Source organism: Frigoribacterium sp. RIT-PI-h, assembly GCF_001297205.1.
Taxonomy (GTDB): Bacteria; Actinomycetota; Actinomycetes; order Actinomycetales; family Microbacteriaceae; genus Frigoribacterium.
This window is the reverse complement of the sequence record NZ_LHOZ01000117.1, coordinates 1-24,527: the sequence shown is the minus strand read 5'-3', so window position 1 is coordinate 24,527 and position 24,527 is coordinate 1. Positions and strand designations below refer to the sequence as shown.

The following is a 24,527-nucleotide window of genomic DNA, read 5'->3' as shown; positions in this document are numbered from 1 at the left end:
CCCCGCCACCCCGCCACGATGTAAACAACCCGCCAAGAAATGATGTGGCGGTTTTTTCACATCGCGGCGGGATGCGGTGGAGCGGGCCTGGCCCCGAGTGACGGGCAGGGCGAGCCCGGCACGCAGGGCAGGCCGCGCCCCGGCGAGCCGGAACGGATGGCGCGGCGCGCGCTCGCGCGGACTAGTGGGGCGCCTGAGCAGCCGCTGCGGCCTTGGCTGCGGCGGGCACGGCGTCGAGGGTGCGCGACACCACGTCGTCGTCGTGGGCCGCCGTGACGAACCACGCCTCGAACACCGACGGCGGCAGGTTGACCCCGGCGTCGAGCATGGCGTGGAAGAACGGCGGATAACGCCAGGCCTGTTGGGCCCGGACGTCGTCGTAGTCGTTCGGGGCCGTCGGCGTGAACGCGAACGAGAAGAGCGACCCGGCGCGTTGCACGCTGTGCTCGACCCCCTCGGCGGACAGGGCGGCCGAGACGCCGGCCGACAGCTGGTCGGCGACGGTGTCGAGCCGGGCATAGACCTCGGGCGTCGCGAGCCTCAGCGTGGCGATGCCGGCGGCGACGGCGACGGGATTGCCGCTGAGCGTGCCCGCCTGGTACACCGGCCCGAGCGGGGCGAGGAAGTCCATCACCTCGGCGCGGCCGCCGAGGGCCGCCAGGGGCATGCCCCCGCCGATGACCTTGCCGAACGTGACGAGGTCGGGCTCCCACCCGGCGCCGTCGGGAACGACCCGGGCGGCCTCGAGACCCCACCAGCCGGCGCGACCCACGCGGAAGCCGGTGAGCACCTCGTCGACGATCAGCAGCGAGCCGTGGCGTCGCGTGATCTCGGACAGGCTGCGGTTGAAGCCGCGCTGTGGCGCGAGCACGCCCATGTTCGCGGCGGCCGCCTCGACGATGACAGCCGCGATGCGCGGGCCGTGCTCGTCGAAGGCCGCGCGCACGGCGTCGAGGTCGTTGTAGGGCAGGACGAGCGTCTGGGCGGCGGTCTCGGCCGTGATGCCGGCCGAACCGGGCATCGACAGCGTGGCGACGCCCGAACCGGCCTCGGCCAGCAGCGAGTCCGAGTGACCGTGGTAGTGCCCGGCGAACTTCACGAGCAGGTCGCGACCGGTGTAGCCGCGGGCGAGACGGATGGCCGTCATGGTCGCCTCGGTGCCGGTGGACACCATGCGCAGCTTGCCGATCGGACGCTGCTCGCCGACGGCGACGCGTTCACGGACCAGCTCGGCGAGTTCGGTCTCGGCCGGGGTCGACGCCCCGAACGACAGGCCACGCGCCGCGGCCTGCTGAACGGCCTCGAGCACCTCGGGGTGCGTGTGCCCGAGGATCGCGGGGCCCCAGGAGGCGACCAGGTCGACGTAGTCGCGTCCCTCGGCATCCGTGACGTACGCGCCCTTGGCGCCCACGAGGAACCGTGGCGTCCCGCCGACGGAGCCGTAGGCGCGGACGGGCGAGTTGACGCCGCCCGGGATCGACCGCTTCGCCCGGGTGAAGTAGGTGTCGTTGCTCTGCTCGGTCATCAGAACCGCTCTTTCTGGAGGCGCGTGGCCAGTTCGGTGGCCCAGTACGTCAGGATCGTGTCCGCCCCCGCCCGCTTGATCGACAGGACGCTCTCGTAGGACGCGGCGTCGAGGTCGATCCAGCCGTTCGCGGCGGCCGCCTGGATCATGGCGTACTCACCGCTGATCTGGTACGCCCAGACCGGCACCGTGCTGGTCGCGGCGGTCTCGGCGAGGACGTCGAGGTAGCTCATGGCCGGCTTCACCATGACGACGTCGGCACCCTCGGCGATGTCGAGGTCGACCTCGCGGAGGCCCTCGCGCCCGTTGGCGGCGTCCATCTGGTAGGTGCGGCGGTCGCCGACGAGGGTCGACTGGACGGCCTCACGGAAGGGGCCGTAGAAGGCCGACGCGTACTTGGCGGCGTAGGCGAGCAGTGCCGTACCGCCGAAACCGGCCTCGTCGAGCGCGTCGCGGGCCGAGCCGATCTGGCCGTCCATCATGCCGCTCATGCCGATCAGCTGCGAGCCGGCCTCGGCCTGGACGACCGCCATCTCGTCGTAGCGCACGAGGGTGGCGTCGTTGTCGACCGAGCCGTCGGCGGCGAGCACGCCGCAGTGGCCGTGGTCGGTGAACTCGTCGAGGCAGAGGTCGGTCTGGACGACCAGCGCACCCTGGGCGGCGTCGACCGCCACGCGGGTCGCCACGTTCAGGATGCCCTCGGGGTCGGTCGCGCCCGATCCGACGGCGTCCTTCTCGAGGGGAACGCCGAAGAGCATGACTCCGCCGACGCCGGCCTCGGCGGCCTGCTCGATCGCCCGGGGCAGGCTCGACAGGCTGTGGTGGACGACGCCCGGCATGGACGAGATCGGGGCGGGTTCGTCGATGCCCTCGCGGACGAACATCGGCAGGACGAGATCGGCGGGGTGGAGGCGGGTCTCGGCCGTCAGACGGCGCAGGGCAGGGGTGGCGCGCAGGCGGCGGGGCCGCACGCGGGGGAAGTCAGACATCAGTCCTTCTCGGTGGGGGGCGTTCCGGCGGCCGGGCCGTCGAGGGCGTGGTCCACCACGGCCTCGACGAGGGCGGCCGCCGATCGGGTCTCGGCGATCAGGTGCACGGGCAGCCCCGCGGCACGGGCGTCGAAGGCGGTGCGCGGGCCGATGCACGCGACGAGGGTCGCCGTCGGCAGGGGCGCCAGCTGGGCGGCGATCTGACGGGCCACGCTGCCCGAGGTCACGAGCAGTACGCCGATCGAGCCGTCGGCGACGCCGTCGCGCACCTCGGCCGAGACGGGCACGCCGACCGTGCGGTACGCCGAGACGAACTCGGCGTCGAAGCCGCGGGCCGACAGCCCGGCGACGAGCGTCGGCTCGGCCAGGTCGGACTGCGGCACGAGCACGCGACCGGTGACCTCGTCGGCCGGCCACTCCTTCACGAGCCCGCGGGCCGAGTTGTCGCCCTCGGGGACGAAGTCGACGCGGATGCCCGCCAGGCCCAGCGCGGCCGCGGTGGTCTCGCCGACCGCGGCGACCCGGGTCGACGCGGGGGGCCGGATGCCGTTGCCGACCAACACGTCGACCGTGGTGGCGCTCGGGACGACGAGCCACTCGTAGACACCGGACGCGAGGCGGGCCAGGGCGGCGGCGAGCAGCCCGGGCGTCTCGGCGGGGGGGAAGGTGATGAGGGGGGCGATCACCGGCGCGGCACCGCGCGACCGGAGGGAGGCCGCGACCCCGTCGCCCCACTTGCCACCGCGCGGCACCAGGACGCGGACGCCCTTGAGCGGCTTGTCGGCGGTCACGAGGCGCCGCCCAGGGGGTCGCCGCCGGACGGTCCGCCCCCCAACGGGGCGGACTCGGCCGCGCCGGAGTCGAGCAGTTCGTCGACCACCCGACCCGCGACCTCGTGGACGTCGGCGAGACGCGCGACGAGCGGGCCGTCGTCGAGGGAGACGGCGTGCGACGAGCTGAGGCGTCGGCTGCCGTCGGGGCTGTACACGGTCGCACTGAGCAGCAGCAACCCGGCGTCGATGACGGCACTGGCACCGACGGGTGCCGCGCAGCCGGCCTCGAGGCCGGCCAGCACGGCCCGCTCGGCCGTCACCACGAGGCGGGTCTCGGCGTCCTCGATGGCGGCCAGACCGCGAGCGAGCGCCTCGTCGGGATCGCCTTCGCGCACCTCGACGGCCAACGAGCCCTGGCCCGGCGCGCTGGGCCAGAAACCGAGCCCCAGCAGTTCGGTCGCGGCGTCGAGCCGTCCCAGGCGGCCGAGCCCGGCCGCACTGAGCAGGACGGCGTCGAGGTCGACGCCGACGCGGCCCAGCCGCGTGTCGACGTTGCCGCGGATGTCGACGACCTCGAGGTCGGGACGTCGCGAGAGCAACTGGGCGGCACGACGCGGCGATCCCGTGCCGACGCGAGCGCCCTGCGGCAGCCCCTCGAGGGTCAGTCCGTCGCGGGCGCAGAGGGCGTCACGGGCGTCCGCCCGGCCGGGTGTCGCCCCGATGACGAGACCAGGATGCGTGGCGGTGGGCAGGTCTTTGAGGGAGTGCACGAGCGCGTCGCACTCGTCCGCGAGCAGCGCTTCGCGAAGGGCACTCGCGAAGACGCCGGTGCCACCGAGCGAGGCGAGCGACTCACCGGTGCCCTGGGACCGGTCGCCCTCGGTCTTGATGCGGACGAGTTCGACGTCGTGACCGGTCGCGGCCGCGATGCGGTCGGCGACCGTCGTCGACTGGGCGACGGCCAACGCGCTGCCCCGGGTTCCGATGCGGATGGTCGCCACGGGGGTCAGGGGACCAGCCCGGACAGGGCGGGCTTGAATCCGAGGCGGACGTTCTCGCAGCAGCCGGGACGGCACACGTCGTACCAGGGCCCTAGGTCGGTGACGTGAGGACGGTCCTCGGCCGGGACGCCGTCACGACGCTCGAGGACGAGGTCGACGAGACCGGTGACGTAGTTCGGGTCGATGCCCGGTGTCGGGGTGCGCGTCGCCCAGAAACCGTTCTTCTCGCTGGTCTCCATCGCCTCGTTGTCGAGGTCCCACATGACCTCCATGTGGTCGCTGACGAACCCGAGCGGAACGATGATCACGGCACGGGTCGGGCCACCGGCCAGGTCGTCGATGGCGTCGTTGATGTCGGGCTCGAGCCACGGCATCGAGGGCGGGCCGCTGCGCGACTGGTAGACGAGCTGCCACGGGACGGTCGTGCCGCCACCCTCGGGCAGGTCGAGGTCGAGTGCGGCCTCGGCCGCGGCCATGACGACCTCGGCGACGGCCTTGTGCTGGGCGGCGTAGGCACCGTCGGCGTCGAAGCCGCGCGCCTCGGGGCCGCTCTTGGCAGCGTCGGTCGACGGGATCGAGTGCGTGGCGAAGAGCACCTGGACCTCGGTCGAGAGGTCGAGGCCCTCGTTCTCGGCGCGCGCCTTGACGAGCGCGTCGCGCACACCGTCGATGAACGGCTGCACGAACCCGGGGTGGTCGAAGAACTGGCGCACCTTGTCGATCTGCATGGTGCCCTCGAGCCCGGTGGCGTCGAGCGCCATCGCGAAGTCCTCGCGGTACTGGCGGCACGAGCTGTAGGACGAGTAGGCGCTGGTCGCGACCGCGATCAACTTGCGGAACCCGCGCTCGTCGGCCTCGCGCACCGCGTCGGCCATGTACGGCTGCCAGTTGCGGTTGCCCCAGATGACCGGCAGGTCGATGCCGCGACGCTCGAGCTCGGCCTCGAGGGCCGCCTTGAGCTCGCGGTTGTGCTCGTTGATCGGGCTGACGCCGCCGAAGTGGCGGTAGTGCGTCGCGACCTCTTCGAGTCGTTCTTCGGGGATGCCCCGACCACGCGTGACGTTGCGCAGGAACGGGATGACGTCGTCCTGCCCCTCGGGCCCGCCGAAACCGGCCAGCAGGATGGCGTCGTAGTCGGTCGGCTCGGAGACGTGCTCTGGCCCCGCGGCGGCGGCGGGTGTGGCGTTGCGGACGAGCTGCCCGTTGGTGATGTTGCTGGTGTCGGTCACGACAAGACCTCGATGATGTCGGTGGTGGGGATGCGGCGGCCCGTGAAGAACGGGATCTCTTCGCGGACGTGGCGTCGGGCCTCGGTGTAGCGCAGGTCGCGCATGAGGTCGACGAGTTGGACGAGCTCGGGCGCCTCGAGCGCGAGGATCCACTCGTAGTCGCCGAGGGAGAAGCTGGCGACCGTGTTCGTCAGCACCGCGCGGTGCTCGGAGCCCTGCTTGCCGTGCTCGGCGAGCATCTGACGGCGCTCGGCCTCGGGCAGCAGGTACCACTCGTAGCTGCGCACGAACGGGTACACCGTGAGCCAGGTCTCGGGCTCTTTGCCGCGCATGAAGGCCGGGCTGTGGTTGCGCGAGAACTCGGCCTCGCGGTGCATGCCCATGGCGTTCCAGGTGGGCAGCAGGCCGCCCAACACGTCGGTGCGCAACAGTTGCCGGTAGGCGGACTGGACGGCCTCGGGGACCTCGCCGTGCAGCCAGATCATGATGTCGGCGTCGGCCCGCAGGGCGCTGACGTCGTAGAAGCCGCGCACGGTGACGCCGAGCCCGGCGAGGGCGTCCACGACCGCGTCGAGTTGCGGGACGTCGTCGAGCTCGGGGGCGTAGGGGTTCTGCGGGTCGCGACGCAGCACGGCCCAGAGCGTGTAACCGAGACGTTCGGCGGGCGGAGGAGTGCTCGCCGCCGCGTCACCGGCCTCGGTCTGGACGGGTGCTGCGGGCGAATCGGACGTCGGCAGGACGGGCGCTGCCGTGTCGGCGCTGGAACTCATGCAGTCATTCTCCCTCTCGGCACGCTGGGAGCCCAACCAGGTTGCTCCCGGTCGAGCGAACGGGTCCGGGTGCTCTCTGGGGACGAACCGTCGGGCGAGCCCGGCGACCGCTCAGCGGCGCTTGACGAGCGCGACGACGACGCCCGCGACGGCCAGTGCGCCCGCCCCGGCGGCGGCGAGCCACGGGGTCTTGTCGCGGTCGAACGACGCCTTGGCGCGGTGCCCGGCGATGCCCAGCTGCTTGGGCACGTTCAGCTTGTCCTCGAGCTCGTTGAGCGTCGCGGCGAGCTCGGCGCGAGTGCGGTCGATGTGGGCCTGGATGTCGCTGCTGTCGCTCACGGTGCTCCTGTCGGGAACGGGAAGGATGGGGATGTCGAGGAGGCGCGTCAGCGCTCGTCGAGGCGGGCGCCGGGGATCGAGCCCACGCCCTTGACGGCCTTGAGGTCGGCCTTGAGGCTCGCGATGGTCTTCTCGGGGACCGCGGGGAGCCCCTTCTTGATCGCCTTGTACCCGAGGAACGCCAGCAGGGCGGCGACGAGCAGCAGCACGCCGGCGACGATGAGGGCCGAGGCCCAGCCGGGAAGCCAGATGGCGAGCAGCAGCACGATGCCGGTCAACAGGACGCCGAGCATGGCGAAGACGAAGACGAGTGCCCCGACGAGGAACCCGGCACCGATGCCGAAGGCCTTGAGCGTGCCGATGACCTCGTACTTGAGCAGGGCCAGCTCGCCCTTGACGAGGTCGGTGACCAGCGTCGGGACGTCTTGCACGAGGGCGAAGAGCGACCGCGGCCTCGTCTTGTGCCGCACCTTGTCGCTGCGCGTCGAGTCGGTCATTTCTTGCGGCCGCCGCCGAAGGCCTTGGAGATACCGCGGGTGATGCCCGTGACGACGGCGTCGACGCCGTCGGCCGTCTTGGCACCGGCGAAGTCCTGGCCCTTGGCGACCTGGCGCTGCACCGCCCGGCTGTTCCAGACCTTGGACGCCCTCTCGGTGATCTGCTCGTAACGGTCGTGGCCGGCGCGGGCGCCGAGCACGAATCCGACAGCGGCTCCGGCGACGAAGATCAGTTTGCCTCGCACGGGGGACTCCATTCGTGGTCGTACGCGCGACGGCATGTGCCGCACACGTCCCCCCAATGTAGCCCGAGGCGGCTGCCCGACGCCCGCGCCGGACCGAAGCCGACCGACCCCGGGGCCTCCGTCGCGGGACGGGGGCGACGAGAGCGCCGCCACCAGGGAGGCGGCCTGACGACGCGAGGGGGCGATGATCGCGGCGAGCCCACGTCCCGCCACCGCGCCTCCTGCCTGCCCGACCCCGACCCCGGGCTCGGTGACGGCCGCCGCCTCGGCCCGGCGCGGGGCGTCCCAGGCGGCCCGGCCGAAGCCGACCAGGTGGCGCTCGGCGAGGTCGACGCCGAGCAGGGTCGCGGCGTCGGCGAGCGCCGCGTCGCGCACCTCGGCGTCGGGCGTGCCACGGTCGACGACGGGTGAGTCGAAGCTGAGCCGCAGCACGTGGCGTCCCCCGGCGAGGTCGGCCAGCCAGCTCCACTTGACGGTCGCGTGGGTGAGTGCCTTGGCGCGCAGGCCGGTCGAGCCGGGGGCGACGAGCACGCCCGTGCCCCGGGGCGCCGCGTCGAGCTCGGGCCGGTCGACGACGAGGGTCGCGAGGGTGATCGCCCCGGGCGGCACCGAGGAGGCGCGGGTCGTCAGGGCCACCGCGTCGTGGTCCCCCACGGCCAGCACGACCTGTCGCGCGCGGACGTACTCACCGCCGGCGGTCTCGACGCTCGTCTCGTCGATCGAGCGGACGCGGGTGCCGAGGCGGACGTCGACGCCGTCCCGCTCGGGGTCGGCGACGATCGGGTCGACGAGGGGGGCGGGGCCGCCGCGGATGCCCGCCCCCGCCGAGCCGGCCGGGGCCAGGGCCCGGAGCCCGAGCACGGCGGCGGCGAGGCTGCCCTCGCGCTGCAGGGCCGAGCGCAGTCCGGGGGCGACGCGGTCGACGGCGAGGAGGTCGGGGTGGAGCGAGTGGACGCCCGAGACGATGGGACTGACGAGCCGGTCGACGACGGCCTCGCCCATGCGGGCGCGGACGAGACCACCCAGGGTGGTTTCTTCCGACCCGACGTCGGCGGGCAGCCCGGCGGCGGCGGGCGCGCGCGCCACCCCGGCCTCGCCGGCGACGGCGCGGACGTCGGCGGCGGACGGGTCGCCGGGGATGCCGAGCAACCCCGTCCGCGGGATCGGGAAGGATTCGCCGTCGGCCTCGTGCAGCCAGGCACCGCGCGGGTCGGGCAGGACGATGTCGTCGCCGAGGCCGAGTTCGGTGGCGAAACCGGCGACCGTGCCGCCACGGGTCGCGAAGCTCTCGGCCCCGGCGTCGAGCGCGATGCCGGCGACCACGTGTCGCGAGACCTCGCCGCCGAGACGGTCGGACGCCTCGAACAGGACGACGCTCAGCCCGGCGGCGGCCAGGTCCCTGGCGAGCACGATGCCGCCCATGCCGCCGCCCACCACGGCGACGTCGACGACGGCGCCCGGGGTGACGACGGGCGGGGTCACAGCGTGTGGGCGAGCTCGACGATGCGGGTGAGCACGTCGGGGTCGGTGTCGGGGCTGACGCCGTGGCCGAGGTTGAGGACGTGCGCCGGGGCCGCCCGACCACGCTCGACCACGTCGCGGACGTGCGCCTCGAGCACGGCCCAGGGCGCCTGGAGCATGGCCGGGTCGATGTTGCCCTGCACCGGGGTCGAGCCGCCGAGGCGACGCGAGGCCTCGTCGAGCGGGATGCGCCAGTCGACGCCGACGGCGTCGGTGCCGACGTCGCGCATGGCGGCCAGCACCTCGCCGCTGCCCACGCCGAAGTGGATGCGGGGCACGTCGAGGTCGGCGACGTGCGACAGCGCCCGGGCCGAGTGGCGGGCGACGTGCGCGATGTAGTCGGCCAACGACAGCGACCCGACCCACGAGTCGAACAACTGGGCGGCGCTCGCACCCGCGAGCACCTGGGCCCGCAGGAAGGCGCCGGTCACGTCGGCGGCCCAGGTCAGCAGGGCGTCCCAGGTCTCGGGGTCGCTGTGCATGAGGGCCCGGGCGCGGATGTGGTCCTTCGACGGCCCGCCCTCGACGAGGTAGGCGGCGAGCGTGAAGGGCGCACCGGCGAACCCGATCAGCGGCGTGCTGCCGAGCTGCGCGCCGGTCTGGGCGACGCCCGCGGCGATCGGGGCCAGCGCCTCCGGATCGACGGGTCGGAGGGCCGCGACGTCGGCCGCCGTGCGGATCGGCGTCTCGAGCACCGGCCCGCGCCCCGGGACGATGTCGACCGCCACGCCGGCCAGCTTGATCGGCACGACGATGTCGCTGAAGAAGATGCCCGCGTCGACGCCGTGACGGCGGACGGGCTGCAGCGTGATCTCGCTCGCCAGGTCGGGCGTGAGGCAGGCGTCGAGCATCTTGGTGCCGACGCGCAGCTCGCGGTACTCGGGCAGCGAGCGCCCCGCCTGGCGCATGAACCACACCGGCAGCGTCTCGGGCCGGTCGCCGCGCAACGCGCGGACCAACGGTGAACGCGTCGTGAGGCCGGCGGCCAGCGGGTGCTGCTCGGGCAGGGCGGAGGTCTGGGTCACGTGGTCGATTGTCCCATCGCCCGCTGGACGTCACGTCGAGGCGACCCGCCGCCGGCCCCGCCTCGGCGAGACCGTCCCGGTCGGGTCGCCTCGAACGCGGGAGCGGCCGAGGAGGCGCGGGTCAGGAGACCGCGACGACCATCTTCCCGACGTTGGCACCGCGCATCAGCCCGGTGAAGGCGTCGAACGCGTTGTCGACGCCCTCGACGACGGTCTCGTCGTACACGACGTCGCCGGCGGAGAGCCAGGGGCCCATCTCGGCCTGGAAGGCGGGTGCGAGGTGGCGGTAGTCGCCCAGCGTGAAGCCCTTCATCGTGAGGCCGCGCGTGACCATGTTGGTCATGCCGGTGATGCCGACCGGGGCGCCGGTCGAGTTGTAGTTCGCGATCGAGCCGCAGAGCGCGGCGCGGCCGCCGGTGCGGAACGAGGCGAGGGCGGCCGACAGGTGGTCGCCGCCGACGTTGTCGAAGTAGAGGTCGATGCCGTCGGGTGCGGCCTCGGCGAGCAACTCGGAGACGTCGCCGTCACGGTAGTTGAAGGCGGCGTCGAAGCCGTACTTCGAGGTCAGCAGCTCGACCTTCTCGGCCGAACCGGCGCTGCCGATGACGCGCGAGGCTCCCTTGAGGCGCGCGATCTGGCCGACCATGGTGCCGACGGCCCCGGCGGCGCCCGAGACGAAGACGACGTCGCCCTCGCGGATGCCGGCGATCTCGGTGAGGCCGACGTACGCCGTGAGGCCGGTGAGGCCGAGCACGCCCAGGTACGCCGACAGCGGCACGCCGTCGACGGGCTGCACGGCGCGGAAGGCGGCCGCGCCTCCCTGGGCCACGTCGCGCCAGCCCTGGTCGTGCAGCACCACGGTGCCGACCGGCAGGTCGTCCGAACGGGACTCGACGACGCGGCCGACGGCACCGCCGGTCATGGTCTCGCCGAGCGCGAAGGGCGGGATGTACGACTTCACGTCGTTCATGCGACCGCGCATGTAGGGGTCGACCGAGAGGAACTCGTTCTGCACGCGCACCTCGCCGTCGGCGAGCTCGGGCAGGGTCACCTCGACCCGGGCGACGTCGTCGGGGGTGGGCTCGCCGTGCGGGCGGGCGACGAGCTGCCACTGGATGCTGGTGGTCGAGGTCATGGTGTTCTCCTTCGTCGATGCGGTGCGCGCCGCCGTCCGGAATGCGGACGCCGACACCCGTGTTGCAAGTTGCAACTGCCAGGATGCATTCCCGGCCACTCGACGTCGAGTCAACGCCCAGCCGAAAACGCCGATCAGAGTTAGGATCACTCAGTGCTCATCTGCCTCACGGCGTCCCACCAGAACGCCAGCTTCGACCTCCTCGAGAGGCTGAGCATCGGCGCACCCTCGGCGGCGGGCACCCTGGTCGACGGCAGCGACTTCGTCAGCGGCGCGGTCGTGCTCGCGACCTGCAACCGTTTCGAGGCCTACCTCGACGTCGACGAGCCCCTCACCGCGGGCAGCGCCTTGGCCGTCGAGGCCACCATCGAGACCATGAGCACGGCCAGCGGCGTCGAGCCCGACGACCTGCGCGACAGCGTGCGGGTCATCACCGGCGACGAGGTCGTCGAGCACCTGTTCGCCGTCAGCTCGGGCCTCGAGTCGGTCGTCGTCGGCGAGGACGAGATCTCGGGCCAGGTGCGCCGCTCGCTCGAACGCGCCCGCCACGACGGCACCACCTCGCGCGACCTCGAGCGCCTCTTCCAGAAGGCGTCACAGACCTCTCGCGGCATCAAGAACCAGACGAACGTCGGAGGCGCGGGTCGTTCACTCGTGCGCCTCGCCCTCGAACTGGCGTCCTCACGGGTCACCGACTGGTCCGAGGCCCGCGTCCTCATCGTGGGCACCGGCCAGTACGCCGCCACCACCGTGGCCGCTCTCCGCGACCGCGGCGCCGACCAGCTCGCCGTCTACTCGGGTTCAGGCCGCGCCGAGTGGTTCGGCCTCAAGCACGCCGCGACCCCCTACGACGACCTCGCGACCGCAGTCGCCTGGAGCGACGTGCTGATCACCTGCACCTCGACCACCGAGCCGGTCGTGACCCGCGACGTCGTCCGCCCGGGCGGTCGTCGCCTCGTGATCGACCTCGGCCTGCCCCGCAACGTCGACCCGCTCGTCTCGAGCGTCGAGGGAGTCGAGCTGCTCGACCTCGAGACCATCAGCCTGCACGCCCCGCTGCCCCAGCTCAGTGCGGCCGACGACGCCCGCGCCCTCGTCACGTCGGCGGCCGCCGAGTTCCAGGCCGTCGCCGCCGAGCAGTCGCTCACCCCGTCGGTCGTCGCGCTGCGCAAGCACGTCTTCGACCTGCTCGACGCCGAGATCGAGCGCGCGCGGTCGCGCGGCGACTCGTCCGAGCGCACCGAGTCGGCCCTGCGACACCTCGCCGGCGTCCTGCTGCACACCCCCTCCGTCCGGGCGCGCGAGCTGGCCCGCGAGGGCCGCGGCGACGAGTTCCGCGACGGTCTCGAGGCGCTGTTCGGCGTGACCGACGCACGCCGCGCCTCCTCGTCCTCGACGTTGCGCGCCGTCGACGACGAGCGTCAGGCCTCGGCGGGCTGACCGTCTCTCGACGGCGCGAGGTCGAGAGCTCGGCCACCGTGCCCGAGGATGGCCTGATGGACACCATCGTCGTCAGCGCGCTCGCCCTCGTCCGTGACCGGCGGATGCTGATGGTCACGGCGCGCGGTCGTGACGTGCTCTACCTGCCGGGCGGCAAGCTCGAGGCCGGCGAGACCGCAGCCGAGGCGCTGGTCCGAGAATCACGCGAAGAGGTCGGCGTCGAACTCGACCCGGCGACCGTGGCCGAGCTGTTCACGGTCGTGACGCAGGCTCACGGCGAGCCCGAGGGCCGACAGGTCGCCATGACGGTCTTCGCCGCCGAGCTCGCGGCGACGAGCCCCGAGCCCGCTCCCGCCGCCGAGGTCGGCGCGGTGCACTGGGTGACCTCGGCCGACGCCGACCGGTGCCCGCCGGCCGGGGTCGCTACGCTCGAACGCCTGCGAGGGCTCGACCTGGTCGACTGAGCCGACGCGCGGCACGGCACGGCCCGGCCCGGCCCGGCCCTGCACGGCTCGGCTCGTGTCGCCGCTCAGTGCACGTACTCGAGAGCGTCGGTGCCCACGGCCCGCAGGGCGTCGAGAGCGCGGAGGCGGTGGGCGAGCGTCAGGTCGTCGAACGTGACGATCACGCAGTACGCCACGCTGCGGTGCGGTCCGCGCAGCACCCCGAGCTCGGAGCGCACCCCCGGGTCGCCGCCCGTCGTGTGGACGATCTGGAGGTCGTGGTCGAGTCGTCGGTGCCCGAGCGGATCGAGACCGAACGGTGCGGCGACGAGCGACGTGTCGGCACCCAGCGACAGCCAGCCGAGCACCCGGTTCGAGACGGCGCGGTCGACGACCTCGCCGCGGGCCAGGGACACCATCAGGCCGGCCAGCTCGTGGGCCGAGCCGACGGCGAGCGCGGGCGCGTCGTCGGGGCCGCGCGACGACCGCGTCACGTCGAGGAGGGCCGTCTTCGTGAGCCCGAGCGACTCGCCCCGTGCCCGCACCGCGGCCAAGCCGACCCGACCGATGAGCGCGTCGATCGCCGCCGCGTCACGGAAGGCTCCGACGAGCGTCGCCGCGTCGGTCACCGGGAGGCTCGTCCGGCGGAGGTAGGGCCAGAGACCGCCGGGCCCCTGGTCGCCGGGGTCGCCGGGTCGGTCGAGTTCGTCGAGCGGACGCAGCGTGCCGTCCTCGATGCGGGCCGACACCTCGATCAGCAGCAGGACGGCACCGAGCTGCCCGACCGGCAGAGCCAGGTGCTCGTCGACGCTCAGCAGGTCGGCGCCCGAGTCGAGGTCACCGACCGAGGCCGAGACCTGACCTCCCGCGAGGGCCAGGTCGCCCAGGGCCGCGAACGACGACGAGAACGACTCGAGCGCGCGACCGCCGCCATGACGCGGCTCGTGGTCGGCGCCGTCGGCGTTCTCGCGTCGGGCGCGGCGCCCGGGCCCCGGACCTACCAAATCGTGACGCGCTCCTCGACCGGCAGCCACAGGGCGTCGCTCTCGGTGACGCCGAACGTCGTGTAGAACTCGTCGATGTTGCGCACGATCTGGTTGCAGCGGAACTCGTTCGGCGAGTGCGGGTCGATCGAGATGAGGCGGATCGCCTCTTCGTCGCGCAGCTTGATCTGCCAGGCCTGGGCCCAGCTGAGGAAGAACCGCTCGGCGCCGGTCAGGCCGTCGACCACTGGCGGCTCGTCGCCGTGGAGCGAGATGAGGTAGGCCTTCCAGGCGATCGAGAGCCCACCGAGGTCGCCGATGTTCTCGCCGATCGTGAGAGCGCCGTTGACGTGGTGGTCGGGAACCTGCTTCGGGGCGAGGGCGTCGTACTGCGCGATGAGCGACGAGGTGAGCTCCTCGAAGGCCTCGCGGTCCGCGGGGGTCCACCAGTCGGTCAGCTTGCCGTCGCCGTCGTACTTCGAGCCCTGGTCGTCGAAGCCGTGGCCGATCTCGTGGCCGATGACGGCGCCGATGGCTCCGTAGTTGGCGGCGACGTCACGGTTCTCGTCGAAGAACGGGAACTGCAGGATCGCCGCGGGGAAGACGATCTCGTTCATGCCCGGGTTGTAGTACGCGTTGATGGTCTGAGGCGTCATGAACCACTCGTCGCGGTCGAGCGGCTTGCCGATCTTGCCCAGCTCGCGGTCGAAGCCGAAGGCGGCGGTGGCACGCACGTTGCCGACCAGGTCGGCGGGGTCGATCGACAGGGCGGAGTAGTCGCGCCAGGTCGAGGGGAAGCCGATCTTGGGCGTGAACTTCTCGAGTTTGTCGAGGGCCCGGGCACGGGTCTCGTCGGTCATCCACTCGAGGCCCGTGATGCTCTGGCGGTAGGCCTCGACGAGGTGGGCGACGAGGACGTCCATCGCGGTCTTGGCCTCGGGGGCGAAGTGCCGCTCGACGTAGATGCGGCCGACGGCCTCGCCGAGGGCACCCTCGACGAGCGAGACGCCGCGCTTCCAGCGGGCGCGCTGCACGGGGGTGCCGGTGAGGGTGCGACCGTAGAAGCCGAAGCTCGCCTCGACGAAGGGCGTCGACAGGTAGGCGGCCGTCGAGCGGACGATCTGCCAGCGCAGCCAGTCGCGCCAGGCGTCGACCCGGTCGTCGGTCAGCAACGTGGCCAGCCCGGTCACGAACGACGGCTCGCGCACGACGAGCTCGTCGAAGACGCCGGCCGGGCCGCCGACGGCGTCCCGCCAGGCCGTCAGGTCGACCCCTTCGGCGAGCGCGTCGAACTCGGCCCAGGGCAGCAGGTTGTAGGTCTTGTCGCTGTCGCGGGTGGCGACGTTGCTCCAGTGGTGCGAGGCGAGGGAGGTCTCGAGCTCGATCACGCGGTCGGCGCGGGCCGAGGCGTCGTCGAGGCCGGCGAGCCCGAGCATCTCCTCGACGAACGCCCGGTAGGCGGTCCGCACGGACTCGAACTTCTCGTCGCGGTAGTACGACTCGTCGGGCAGGCCGAGGCCGCCCTGTTCGACGAAGACGACGTAGCGCTCGGGGTCGCCCGGGTCGTTGTCGACGAAGAGCTGCACGACGCTCGGCATGCCCTGCTTCTCGAGCGAGCCCAGGAGGCGCGTGAACGAGGTCACGTCGGTCACCCCGTCCACCTCGGCCAGGAGCGGCTCGAGGGGTGCGGCGCCGAGCGCCTCGATGCGCTCCTCGTCGGTGAAGCTGGTGAAGAGGTCGCCGACCTTGCGGGCCTCGGTGCCGGGTACGGCGGACTGCGACTCGATCACGATCTCGCGGACGGCCTTCTCGGCCTCTTCGGCGAGCAGGTAGAAGGAGCCGTAGCGCGCCTTGTCGTCGGGGATCTCGGTGCGGTCGATCCACGCGCCGTTGACGTGCCGGAAGAGGTCGTCCTGCGGGCGGACCGCCGGGTCGAGTTCGTCGGTCTGGATTCCGCTGCTCAGTGCGTCGCTGGTCATGCTCGTCAGCCTAGGTGAGGCCCCCGACGGCGGGCCGGGCCGGACCCGCTGCGGCCCGGGCTGACGAGGCCGTCCCAGGAAACACGGAGGAAACGGCACCCCCAGTACAGTTCTCGGCATGGCACTCCCCTGGGCACTGCACGGCGACGGCAAGACGGTCGCCCCAACCGAGATCGTGGCCCCGGAGGAGCGGCTCAGCTGGCCGCGCACGATCGGCCTCGGCGGCCAGCACGTCGTCGCCATGTTCGGTGCGACCTTCCTCGTGCCGATCATCACCGGGTTCCCGCCGAGCACGACGCTGTTCTTCTCCGGCATCGGCACCCTGCTCTTCCTGATCATCACGAAGAACCGGCTGCCCAGCTACCTGGGCTCGTCGTTCGCCTTCCTCGCCCCGATCGCAGCCGCCACCGACGTGGGCGGCATCCCCCTCGCGCTCAGCGGCATCATCGTCGTCGGCGCCCTGCTCGCCGTGATCGGCGTGGTCGTGAACCTCGCGGGCACCCGCTGGATCGACGCCCTGCTGCCCCCGGTGGTCAGCGGCTCGATCGTCGCCCTGATCGGCTTCAACCTGGCCCCGGCCGCCCGCGACAACTTCGCGCTCTCGCCGGGCATCGCCCTGATCACCCTCGCCGCGGTCGTGCTGAGCGCCGTGCTCTTCAAGGGCCTGCTCGGCCGCCTGTCGATCTTCGTCGGCGTCGTCGTCGGCTACGTCGCCGCCGTGATCGCGGGCGCCGTCGACTACAGCGCCGTCGCGGCCGCTCCGTGGGTGGGCCTGCCGACCTTCACGGCCCCCGCCTTCGACCTCGGGCAGCTGCCGATCTACCTCGGCTTCCTGCCCGTCGTGCTCGCCCTGATCGCCGAGAACGTCGGCCACGTCAAGGGCGTCGGCCAGCTGACCAAGCGCAACCTCGACCCGCTGACCGGCCGGGCCCTCTTCGCCGACGGCCTCAGCACGGTCATCGCGGGCCTCGGCGGCGGCTCGGCCACCACCACCTACGGCGAGAACATCGGCGTGATGAGCGCCACCCGTGTCTTCTCGACCGCCGCCTACTGGGTCGCCGGCGTCGTGGCGATCCTGCTCGGGCTGTCGCCCAAGATCGGCGCCGTCATCTTCACCATCCCGCCGGGGGTGCTCGGCGGCGTGACGACCGCGCTCTACGGCCTGATCGGCGTCATCGGCATCCGCATCTGGGTCGAGAACGAGGTCGACTTCAGCCGCCCGAAGAACCAGCTGACCGCCGGCGTCGCGCTGATCATGGGCATCGCCGACTTCACCCTGGCCCTCGGAGGTGCGAGCTTCGGCGGCATCATCCTCGGCACGGTCGCGGCCATCGTGGTGTTCCACGTGATGAACGGGCTGGGTCGGCTCCGGGGCACCGACTGAGCGTGCGCCTCCGCTCGCCCCTCGACCGCGAGATCCTCCGCCTGGCCGTGCCGGCGCTGGGAGCGCTCGTGGCCGAGCCGCTCTTCCTGCTCACCGACACCGCCCTCGTCGGCCACCTCGGCTCGGTGCCGCTCGCGGGGCTCGGGGTGGCGAGCGTCATCCTGCAGACGGCCCTCGGGCTGCTGATCTTCCTCGCCTACGCGACCACCCCGACGGTCGCACGGCGACTGGGGGCCGGCGACCAGCGGGGCGCGATCCGGGCCGGGGTCGACGGCATGTGGTTCGCGCTGCTCGTCGGCATCGTCGTCGCGGGGTCGGGCGCGGTCGCCGCCGAGCCGCTCGTGGGCCTCTTCGGCGTGGCCGACGAGGTCGCCGCGGCCGCCACAACGTACCTCTCCGTCTCGCTGCTCGGCCTGCCCGGCATGCTGCTCGTGATCGCCGCGACGGGCCTGCTGCGCGGGCTGCAGGACACCCGGACGCCCCTCGTCGTCGCCACCGTCGGCTTCGCCGCGAACGCCGGCCTCAACGCGCTGTTCCTCTACGGCTTCGACTGGGGCATCGCCGGCTCTGCGGCCGGCACCGTCGTCGCGCAGTGGGGCATGGCCGCCGTCTACGTGGTGATCGCGGTGCGGGCGGCCCGGGCCGTCGGCGCCGACCTCCGTCCGGGGCTCGCCGGGGTCGGTCGCACCGCGCAGGCGGGCGGCTGGCTGCTCGTGCGGAACGCGGGTCTGCGGGCCGCGCTCCTCGCGACCGTCGCGGCCGCCGCCTCCTCGGGGGTCACCGGCCTGGCCACCATCCAGGTCGCGATCACCCTCTTCAGCACGTTGGCCTTCGCCCTCGACGCCCTCGCGATCGCGGGGCAGGCGATGGTCGGCCACGCCCTCGGGCAGGGCGACCGCGAGCGGGTGCGGGCGATCACGCGACGGCTGATGCTCCTCGGCGTGGGCGGCGGCGTGGTGCTGGGCGCCGTCCTGGCCCTGCTCGCGCCGGTGCTCGCGCCCGTCTTCAGCCCCGACCCGGGCGTGCAGGCGCTGCTGCCGTCGGTGGTCGTCGCGATGGCGGTCGGCATCCCGCTCGCCGGCTTCGTGTTCGTGCTCGACGGCGTGCTGCTCGGCGCGGGCGACGCCCGCTACCTCGCGATCGCGTCGGTCGTCAGCGTGCTCGCCTACCTCGCGGTGCTGCTCCCGGTGGAGGCGCAGGTCGGCACCACGACGTCGGGTGCGGTCGCGCTCTGGCTCGCGTTCGGCCTCGGGTACATCGGGGCGCGGGCAGTCACGCTCGGACTGCGGGCCCGCACCGACCGGTGGATGGTGGTCGGCGCGCGCTGAGCGTCGCGCCGCCCGGCGCCCCTGCTCCGGCGCGGCGTCAGCGCGCGGGCGGACCCGTCGTCGAGCCGGGGCGGAAGACGCTGGTGAAGGTCGTCCCGACCGCTGGCTCCCCCGCGAGCAGCGCGAGCACCGCGCGACCGGCCGCGCGGCCCTTCTCGACCGCGGGCTGGACAACCGTCGTGAGGTCGGCGGCTCGCGGGTCGTCGAGCCGCACGCCGTCGTAGCCGACGACGCTCAGGTCGCCCGGGACCGACAGCCCCAGGTCGTCCGCGGCCGCGATGACGCCCGACGCGAGCAGGTCACTCTGCGCCACGATCGCCGTCGGACGCCGGGCCTCGGGCACGTCGAGCAAGCGCAGACCCGCACGGTGCCCCTCGCTGGTCCAGCTGCCCCTGGTCGCCCGGCCGCCCACGCCGGGGAAGCCCTGGCGGGTCCCCCGCGGCCGCCCGGGCGGCGGCCACGAGGTGCCCCGGCCCACGCGCTCGTCGGTCAGCTCGTCGTCGTGGCCGCCCGTCGACCGGCCGGGGCCCAGTTCGAGCGCGACGACCGCGACGCGTCGGTGGCCGAGGTCGTGCAGGTGCTGCGCCAGCAGGCGGGACGAACCGACGTTGTCCTCGGCGATGTCGAGCACGCCCTCGGTCGGTGGGGCCTCGATCGAGACGACGGGGATGCCGCGCCGCCGCATGATCGACACGGACTCGTCGAGGCGGGTGCTGCAGCCGAACAGCACGACCGCGTCGACCGGGGCGGCGAGCAGGCGGGAACGTTCGCCCTCGCTCTCGGTGGGCAGCAGCAGCGAGTTGTCGGCCGGACCCGGCACGTCGGCGATGCCGTCGAGCATCGCGACGTTGATCGGGTCGCGGAAGGCCGTGCTGAGGGGGGACTCGAGGACGGCCCCGACGATGCCGGAGCGCCCGCGGCGCAACGACCTCGCCCGCGGGTCCGGCCCGGCGTAGCCGAGTTCGTCGGCGGCGGCGAGCACCCGCGCACGGGTCTCGTCCGACACGGGGCCGGTGCCGCTGAAGGCCAGGGAGGCGGTGCTCGCGCTGACCCCGGCGACTCGCGCGACCGACGCGAGGGTCGGCCTGGCGGCGACGTCGCCCTCTGCCCGGCTCATGCTGCCGCAGCCTAGCCGACGGGGCCGGACGGCCCCCCGGGGTGGCTGGTGACGGTCGGTGCGTTGTCAGTCGACGGGTCGGACGGGCGGTTCGTCGACGCCCAGGGCGGTGACGTAGTCGGACGCGAGGCCCGGCAGCTGCGCCCAGTCGCCGTAGTGCGCGGCGGCCTCCATGAGGTCGACGATCGCGCCGCGGACGGTCTCGCCGAGGGCGGGCCGCATGTCGTGCACCGCGACGGCCCTCGCACTGCAGAGGATCTCGAGCGGCAGCAGCAGGTCGTCCACCACGTGCTGACGGGCGGCCGGCGAGAGCACCTGCACGATCGCCCGCGCGAGGTCGAGGAAGTGCGCGACGTCCGCGGGCAGGGCCAGCCCGTGGGCCGTGCAGGCCGGTCGGCGCACGCCGGGCTCGGGGACGTCCTCGAGCGAGGTCGCCTTCGTCGACGCCACGGAGATCATGCGGACGAGGTCTCGCAGCAGCACCTCGTTGAACCGCCGGTGCCAGACGACGACGTGGGCCCCGCTGAACGGAGCACGCACCACGACCTTCATGCGCCTCAGCTCGAAGAGGGCGAGGTGCACCTCGCCGGGGGTGACCCGGTGCTCCCGCACGATGGTGTCCACGTCGAGGGAGTCGCCGGGTGCGTAGCGTGCCGTGGCCAGGTCGACGAGCAGCAGCTCGGCCGTGTCGTGGGTCGTCCCCCGCAGCGGCCGGGTCGTGGCGGGCATCGGGTTGGGCATCGTTCCTCCTGGACGCGTCTCGGTGGTCGTCCTGCCGACCATCTGTCATGAATGTATTTTACATATGAATGCCTGTCAACACCACGATGGAGGGCCGTTCTCGCCGCCCCGTAGGATCGTCGGGTGCGTCTCGTCATTGCCCGCTGTTCGGTCGACTACGCCGGTCGACTGTCCGCCCACCTGCCCCTGGCCACGCGCCTCCTCATGGTCAAGAGCGACGGCAGCCTGCTCGTCCACTCCGACGGCGGCAGCTACAAGCCCCTGAACTGGATGAGCCCGCCCTGCACGATCCGCACGGTCGAACCCGACGACGACCAACGCGAGGCCGGCGTCGTCGAGCTGTGGAAGGTCACCCAGGCGAAGACGGCCGACATCCTCGTGGTCTCGATCCACGAGGTCCTGCACGACTCGTCCCACGAGATGGGCGTCGACCCGGGTCTGACCAAGGACGGCGTCGAGGCCGACCTGCAGAAGCTGCTGGCCGAACAGATCGACCTGCTCGGCGACGGCCACACCCTCGTCCGCCGCGAGTACATGACCGCCATCGGGCCGGTCGACATCCTGGCGCGTGACGCGAAGGGGGCCGCCGTGGCCGTCGAGCTCAAGCGCCGGGGTGACATCGACGGGGTCGAGCAGCTCACGAGGTACCTCGAACTGATGAACCGCGACCCGCACCTCGCCCCGGTGACGGGCGTCTTCGCGGCACAAGAGATCAAACCGCAGGCTCGCACGCTCGCCCACGACCGGGGCATCCGTACCCTGCTGCTCGACTACGACGCCATGCGCGGCCTGGACGACTCGCACTCGCGCCTGTTCTGATCGAGCCCCCCGAAGTCTTGTGATACTCACATTTCAGGGTTATATTCCTCCTAGGACCCCCTTCGACCGCAGGAGCGACCCGTGACCTCACCGATCTTCGACACCCTGACCGCCGAACGCGAGGCGACCCCGCTCTTCGAGTCCCTGGCCCGGGGCCTCGACGACCCGATGTGGTCGTTCGAGACCGTGTCGCCTCCGTCGACCCGAGACGCGGTGCCGGCGGTGGCGACCTGGCCGCTCCGGGCCGTCCCGCGCTGACGCCCGATCCGTAAGCTGGGGGCGATGACTCTCCCCTACACGGCCGTCCTCTACGACCTCGACGGCACCATCGCCGACTCGGCGCCCGCGATCACCGCCAGCCTCGCCCACACGATCGGCGAACTCGGCCTGCCGGTGCCCTCCGCCGCCGAGCTCATGGCCTGGGTCGGCCCGCCCCTGCCGCAGAGCTTCGAGGTGCGCCTCGGGCTCGGCGGCGAGCGTCTCGTCGACGCCATGCGGCTCTACCGCGCGCACTACCTGGCGAACGGTGCCCTCGAGGGCGAGGTCTTCCCGGGCGTGCCCGACCTCATGGCGGCCGTGCACGCGGCCGGCATCCCCACGTCGACCGCCACCTCGAAGCCCGAGACCCCGGCCACCGCGATCCTGCGGGCGCACGGACTCGACCGGTACCTCGACGTCATCACCGGCGCCTCCGACGACGAGGTGCGCAACACCAAGGCCGACGTCGTCGAAGAGGCCCTGAAGCGCCTGCGGGCGCGCGGTGCCGACCTCTCGCGTCCCGTGCTGCTCGGCGACCGCCACCACGACGTCGAGGGGGCGGCGGTGCACGGCGTGCCCACGATCCTGGTCGGCTGGGGGTACGGCGAGCCACACGAGCACGTCGGTGCCGTCGCCGTCGCGGCGGACGTCGACGAGGTGGCCGACCTGCTGGGCGTCTCCCTGATGCGCGGCGCCGCGTGACCCGCGCCGCGGCCGCCGTCCGGTCGCCCGCCGCCTGGCTGCTCACCCTCGCGATCGTGCTGATCGCCCTCAACATGCGCGGGCCGATCGTGGCCCCGGCCCCCGTGCTCGACCAGATGAGCGCCGACCTCGGCCTCACGGCGGTCGTCGCCGGGCTGCTCACCAGCATCCCCGTGCTGTGCTTCGCCGTGGCGAGCCCGTTCGCGTCGGCCCTGATCGGCCGGATCGGCGCCGAACGCGCCGTCACCCTCGGGCTCGCGGGCGTCCTGCTCGGCACCCTGCTGCGCACGGCCGGCGGCACGGTCTGGCTCTACGTCGGCACGATCGTGATCGGCGTCGCGATCACGATCGGCAACGTCGTGCTGCCCGTCGTCATCCGCCGCGACTTCAGCCCCGAGCGGGCCGGCTTCGTCACCGGCATCTACACGTCGGCCCTCAACGTCGGGTCGATGATCACCTCGCTGGCCACGGCTCCGATCGCCTCCGTCGTCGGGTGGCCCCTGGCCCTCGTCACCTGGGGACTGCTCGCCGTCCTGGCCGCGGTGGTCTGGTCGATCGCCGTGGGCCCCCGCGTGGCGGTGCTCGGCGGCAGCGTGGCCGTGGTGCCGGGGTCGCAGGCCGACGTCGACGACCGGCACCGCGCCTCCTCGGCGACCGACGTCTTCACCGGCGGCATCGACGTGGTCGAGCCCGGTGAGGCCGAGGCCGATGCGCGCGAACGCCGACGCAGCGCGACCCCCCTGCTGCGTCGGTGGACCACCTGGGGCCTGACGCTGGCCTTCTCGGGCCAGGCGTTCGGCTACTACGGGCTCACGGCCTGGATGCCGACACTGCTGCGCGACGAGGTCGGGCTGACCCGCGAGGCGGCCGGCGCGAGTTCGTCGGTCTTCCAGATCCTCGCCGTGGTGGGTGCGCTCGGCGTGCCGTTCCTCGCGCTGCGGGTGCGACCCGCGGTCGTCATCGGTCTCATCGCCGTGTTCTGGTCGGCCATGCCGCTCGGCCTGCTCTTCGCCCCCGAGCACTGGCTGCTCTGGTCGATCTTCGGCGGGGCCGCGCAGGGCGGCGGGATCACGATCATCTTCATCGTCATCGTGCGCATGGCGTCGACCGACGTCGAGGCACGGCGCCTGTCGGCCCTCGTCCAGGGCGGCGGGTACGCGATCGCTGCGCTGGGCCCGCTGGCCATCGGCGGGCTGCACGACGTCAGCGGCAACTGGCAGATCCCGATGATCGGCGTCGCGGCAGCGGTCGTCGTGCTCGGCGTCAGCGGCGTGCTGTCGTCGCGGCGCGTGCCCTGAGCCCACCCGGTAGACGGCACGGGGGCCCGTCGGGTCGGGTCAGTCCCGCACGCCTCCGGCGAAGAGCACCTCGAGGGTCAGCGGGTCGCGTCCGGTCAGGTCGCGGACGGACGTCGACACCTGCGCCACCTCGCCCGACGCCATCGACGTGTAGGTGCTGACCCAGGCGTCCGCCTGGAAGGGCTCGGGCTCGAAGACGCGGCGGGACTCGTAGGCCTCGTCGACCGTCTCGTCCACGAACGTGAACGGCCGCCCACCGAGGGCGGTGAGACGTGCGGCCGCCTCCGTCAGGGTGAACGCCTCCGACCCGGTCAGGTCGTAGGTCACCCCGGCGTGCGACTCGTGGTCGAGCAGCACGACGGCCGCCACCGCCGCGACGTCGGCCCGGGCCACCGCGGCCACGCGCCCGCCGCCGGCCGGGCCGCGGATGACGCCCTGCTCGTCCGCGAACAGCGGGATGAAGTCCAGGTAGAAGTTGTCGCGCAGGAACGTGAAGGCCAGACCCGACTCGCGGATGTGCTGCTCGGTCGCGAAGTGGTCCCGACCGAGTGTGAACACCGAGTCGGCCGACGCGCCGGCGAACGACGTGTAGACCACGTGCCGCACGCCCGCCTCGACGGCGGCGTCGACGAACGCACGGTGCTGGTCGACGCGGTCGGGCGCCTCGGCCGCCGACACCATGAACAGGGTCTCGACCCCGCGCAGCGCCTCGACGGAGGCGGCCCGGTCGCCGTAGGTCGCGACGGCGACCTCGGCCTCGGCACCGTCGAGCCGGGGCGCGCGGACGGCGTCGCGAACGACGAGCCGCAACGGCACGCCCCGCTCCGACAGGTGGAGCGCCACGATGCCGCCGACGGCACCCGTCGCGCCCGTCACGGCGACGAGCGGCGAGGAGGCGCGGGCGGGCTCCCCCACGGAGGCGGACGAGGTCTCGGTCGAGTCGGTCATCCCTCACTGAACCATGCGCGGTGGGTGCGGCTCCCAGG

The 24,527-nt window shown here is 73.0% G+C and carries 24 protein-coding genes; 8 read left to right on the top strand and 16 right to left on the bottom strand.

Features of this window, described 5'->3' with window-relative positions; genetic code table 11:
* Positions 1–181: 181 nt before the first annotated feature.
* The 11 genes from hemL to AEQ27_RS15325 form a co-directional block, all read right to left on the bottom strand.
* Entirely contained in the window at positions 182–1,525 is a 1,344-nt protein-coding gene (hemL, locus tag AEQ27_RS15375; RefSeq protein ID WP_054147463.1) for a glutamate-1-semialdehyde 2,1-aminomutase, read from the bottom strand.
* Positions 1,525–2,514, bottom strand: a complete 990-nt coding sequence (gene hemB, locus AEQ27_RS15370) for a porphobilinogen synthase (RefSeq protein ID WP_054147462.1) — start codon at positions 2,512–2,514, stop codon at positions 1,525–1,527. Before hemB ends, hemL begins: the two co-directional genes overlap by 1 nt.
* Positions 2,514–3,305: a uroporphyrinogen-III synthase gene (locus AEQ27_RS15365; protein ID WP_054147461.1), complete on the bottom strand. Its 792-nt coding sequence runs from the start codon at positions 3,303–3,305 to the stop codon at positions 2,514–2,516. Before AEQ27_RS15365 ends, hemB begins: the two co-directional genes overlap by 1 nt.
* Positions 3,302–4,288, bottom strand: coding sequence for a hydroxymethylbilane synthase (hemC, locus tag AEQ27_RS15360; protein WP_082383649.1), 987 nt, complete (start codon positions 4,286–4,288; stop codon positions 3,302–3,304). The genes AEQ27_RS15365 and hemC overlap by 4 nt, the downstream gene beginning before the upstream one ends.
* A 5-nt stretch (positions 4,289–4,293) precedes the next feature.
* The gene (locus AEQ27_RS15355) at positions 4,294–5,517 is read right to left on the bottom strand and encodes a ferrochelatase (protein ID WP_082383648.1); all 1,224 of its coding nucleotides are present in this window, start codon (positions 5,515–5,517) and stop codon (positions 4,294–4,296) included.
* Positions 5,514–6,287, bottom strand: a complete 774-nt coding sequence (gene hemQ / locus AEQ27_RS15350) for a hydrogen peroxide-dependent heme synthase (RefSeq protein WP_082383647.1) — start codon at positions 6,285–6,287, stop codon at positions 5,514–5,516. The genes AEQ27_RS15355 and hemQ overlap by 4 nt, the downstream gene beginning before the upstream one ends.
* A 111-nt stretch (positions 6,288–6,398) precedes the next feature.
* A complete protein-coding gene (locus tag AEQ27_RS15345) occupies positions 6,399–6,626 on the bottom strand; it encodes a DUF3618 domain-containing protein (protein ID WP_054147460.1) in 228 nt (75 codons plus the stop codon).
* 47 nt (positions 6,627–6,673) lie between these two features.
* Complete coding sequence (locus AEQ27_RS15340; protein ID WP_054147459.1) at positions 6,674–7,123, bottom strand: phage holin family protein; 450 nt, start codon at positions 7,121–7,123, stop codon at positions 6,674–6,676.
* Positions 7,120–8,850, bottom strand: coding sequence for an NAD(P)/FAD-dependent oxidoreductase (locus AEQ27_RS15335; RefSeq protein ID WP_235451127.1), 1,731 nt, complete (start codon positions 8,848–8,850; stop codon positions 7,120–7,122). Before AEQ27_RS15335 ends, AEQ27_RS15340 begins: the two co-directional genes overlap by 4 nt.
* Positions 8,847–9,914, bottom strand: coding sequence for a uroporphyrinogen decarboxylase (gene hemE / locus AEQ27_RS15330; RefSeq protein WP_054147458.1), 1,068 nt, complete (start codon positions 9,912–9,914; stop codon positions 8,847–8,849). The genes AEQ27_RS15335 and hemE overlap by 4 nt, the downstream gene beginning before the upstream one ends.
* Positions 9,915–10,035: 121 nt before the next feature.
* The gene (locus tag AEQ27_RS15325; protein WP_054147457.1) at positions 10,036–11,049 is read right to left on the bottom strand and encodes an NADP-dependent oxidoreductase; all 1,014 of its coding nucleotides are present in this window, start codon (positions 11,047–11,049) and stop codon (positions 10,036–10,038) included.
* A 153-nt stretch (positions 11,050–11,202) separates the two neighbouring features.
* On the opposite strand from AEQ27_RS15325, the gene AEQ27_RS15320 reads away from it, so the two are divergent.
* Both AEQ27_RS15320 and AEQ27_RS15315 read left to right on the top strand, forming a co-directional pair.
* Entirely contained in the window at positions 11,203–12,489 is a 1,287-nt protein-coding gene (locus AEQ27_RS15320; protein ID WP_054147456.1) for a glutamyl-tRNA reductase, read from the top strand.
* A 56-nt stretch (positions 12,490–12,545) separates the two neighbouring features.
* Positions 12,546–12,953 carry an NUDIX domain-containing protein gene (locus AEQ27_RS15315; RefSeq protein WP_054147455.1) on the top strand — a complete coding sequence of 136 codons (408 nt, stop codon included), beginning with the start codon at positions 12,546–12,548 and terminating at the stop codon, positions 12,951–12,953.
* Between the two features lie 65 nt (positions 12,954–13,018).
* Here the strand turns inward: AEQ27_RS15315 and AEQ27_RS15310 are convergent, their stop codons facing one another.
* Both AEQ27_RS15310 and AEQ27_RS15305 read right to left on the bottom strand, forming a co-directional pair.
* Positions 13,019–13,936, bottom strand: coding sequence for a serine hydrolase (locus tag AEQ27_RS15310; RefSeq protein ID WP_235451126.1), 918 nt, complete (start codon positions 13,934–13,936; stop codon positions 13,019–13,021).
* The gene (locus AEQ27_RS15305) at positions 13,930–15,894 is read right to left on the bottom strand and encodes a M13 family metallopeptidase (RefSeq protein ID WP_054147454.1); all 1,965 of its coding nucleotides are present in this window, start codon (positions 15,892–15,894) and stop codon (positions 13,930–13,932) included. Before AEQ27_RS15305 ends, AEQ27_RS15310 begins: the two co-directional genes overlap by 7 nt.
* A gap of 118 nt (positions 15,895–16,012) precedes the next feature.
* Here AEQ27_RS15305 and AEQ27_RS15300 point away from each other — a divergent pair, with 118 nt between their 5' ends.
* A complete protein-coding gene (locus AEQ27_RS15300) occupies positions 16,013–17,278 on the top strand; it encodes a uracil-xanthine permease family protein (protein ID WP_054147453.1) in 1,266 nt (421 codons plus the stop codon).
* Positions 17,275–18,606 carry an MATE family efflux transporter gene (locus AEQ27_RS15295; RefSeq protein ID WP_054147464.1) on the top strand — a complete coding sequence of 444 codons (1,332 nt, stop codon included), beginning with the start codon at positions 17,275–17,277 and terminating at the stop codon, positions 18,604–18,606. Before AEQ27_RS15300 ends, AEQ27_RS15295 begins: the two co-directional genes overlap by 4 nt.
* A 37-nt stretch (positions 18,607–18,643) precedes the next feature.
* Here AEQ27_RS15295 and AEQ27_RS15290 read toward each other — a convergent pair whose 3' ends face one another.
* Both AEQ27_RS15290 and AEQ27_RS15285 read right to left on the bottom strand, forming a co-directional pair.
* A complete protein-coding gene (locus AEQ27_RS15290) occupies positions 18,644–19,723 on the bottom strand; it encodes a LacI family DNA-binding transcriptional regulator (RefSeq protein WP_054147452.1) in 1,080 nt (359 codons plus the stop codon).
* A gap of 66 nt (positions 19,724–19,789) precedes the next feature.
* The gene (locus tag AEQ27_RS15285) at positions 19,790–20,464 is read right to left on the bottom strand and encodes a hypothetical protein (protein ID WP_054147451.1); all 675 of its coding nucleotides are present in this window, start codon (positions 20,462–20,464) and stop codon (positions 19,790–19,792) included.
* Positions 20,465–20,587: 123 nt separating this feature from the next.
* Between AEQ27_RS15285 and nucS the strand changes: the two genes are divergently transcribed.
* The 4 genes from nucS (at position 20,588) to AEQ27_RS15270 (ending at position 23,541) form a co-directional block, all read left to right on the top strand.
* Entirely contained in the window at positions 20,588–21,283 is a 696-nt protein-coding gene (nucS, locus tag AEQ27_RS15280; protein ID WP_054147450.1) for an endonuclease NucS, read from the top strand.
* Positions 21,284–21,364: 81 nt separating this feature from the next.
* Entirely contained in the window at positions 21,365–21,541 is a 177-nt protein-coding gene (locus tag AEQ27_RS17945; protein ID WP_161805567.1) for a hypothetical protein, read from the top strand.
* A gap of 24 nt (positions 21,542–21,565) precedes the next feature.
* Entirely contained in the window at positions 21,566–22,243 is a 678-nt protein-coding gene (locus tag AEQ27_RS15275; protein WP_054147449.1) for an HAD hydrolase-like protein, read from the top strand.
* Complete coding sequence (locus AEQ27_RS15270) at positions 22,240–23,541, top strand: CynX/NimT family MFS transporter (RefSeq protein ID WP_054147448.1); 1,302 nt, start codon at positions 22,240–22,242, stop codon at positions 23,539–23,541. Before AEQ27_RS15275 ends, AEQ27_RS15270 begins: the two co-directional genes overlap by 4 nt.
* Positions 23,542–23,580: 39 nt before the next feature.
* Here AEQ27_RS15270 and AEQ27_RS15265 read toward each other — a convergent pair whose 3' ends face one another.
* Positions 23,581–24,489 (bottom strand): SDR family oxidoreductase, encoded by a 909-nt coding sequence (locus AEQ27_RS15265; protein ID WP_054147447.1) that lies wholly within the window; start codon positions 24,487–24,489, stop codon positions 23,581–23,583.
* Positions 24,490–24,527: the final 38 nt, after the last annotated feature.

What these genes read in the sequence shown, in the direction of transcription:
- AEQ27_RS15315 (WP_054147455.1), top strand. Translation starts at nt 12,546, where the DNA reads ATGGACACCATCGTCGTCAGCGCGCTCGCCCTCGTCCGTGACCGGCGG.
- AEQ27_RS15285 (WP_054147451.1), bottom strand. Translation starts at nt 20,464, where the DNA reads ATGCCCAACCCGATGCCCGCCACGACCCGGCCGCTGCGGGGGACGACC.
- hemB (WP_054147462.1), bottom strand. Translation starts at nt 2,514, where the DNA reads ATGTCTGACTTCCCCCGCGTGCGGCCCCGCCGCCTGCGCGCCACCCCT.
- AEQ27_RS15265 (WP_054147447.1), bottom strand. Translation starts at nt 24,489, where the DNA reads ATGACCGACTCGACCGAGACCTCGTCCGCCTCCGTGGGGGAGCCCGCC.
- hemL (WP_054147463.1), bottom strand. Translation starts at nt 1,525, where the DNA reads ATGACCGAGCAGAGCAACGACACCTACTTCACCCGGGCGAAGCGGTCG.
- AEQ27_RS15305 (WP_054147454.1), bottom strand. Translation starts at nt 15,894, where the DNA reads ATGACCAGCGACGCACTGAGCAGCGGAATCCAGACCGACGAACTCGAC.
- AEQ27_RS15290 (WP_054147452.1), bottom strand. Translation starts at nt 19,723, where the DNA reads ATGAGCCGGGCAGAGGGCGACGTCGCCGCCAGGCCGACCCTCGCGTCG.
- AEQ27_RS15340 (WP_054147459.1), bottom strand. Translation starts at nt 7,123, where the DNA reads ATGACCGACTCGACGCGCAGCGACAAGGTGCGGCACAAGACGAGGCCG.
- hemQ (WP_082383647.1), bottom strand. Translation starts at nt 6,287, where the DNA reads ATGAGTTCCAGCGCCGACACGGCAGCGCCCGTCCTGCCGACGTCCGAT.
- AEQ27_RS15275 (WP_054147449.1), top strand. Translation starts at nt 21,566, where the DNA reads ATGACTCTCCCCTACACGGCCGTCCTCTACGACCTCGACGGCACCATC.
- AEQ27_RS15300 (WP_054147453.1), top strand. Translation starts at nt 16,013, where the DNA reads ATGGCACTCCCCTGGGCACTGCACGGCGACGGCAAGACGGTCGCCCCA.
- AEQ27_RS15325 (WP_054147457.1), bottom strand. Translation starts at nt 11,049, where the DNA reads ATGACCTCGACCACCAGCATCCAGTGGCAGCTCGTCGCCCGCCCGCAC.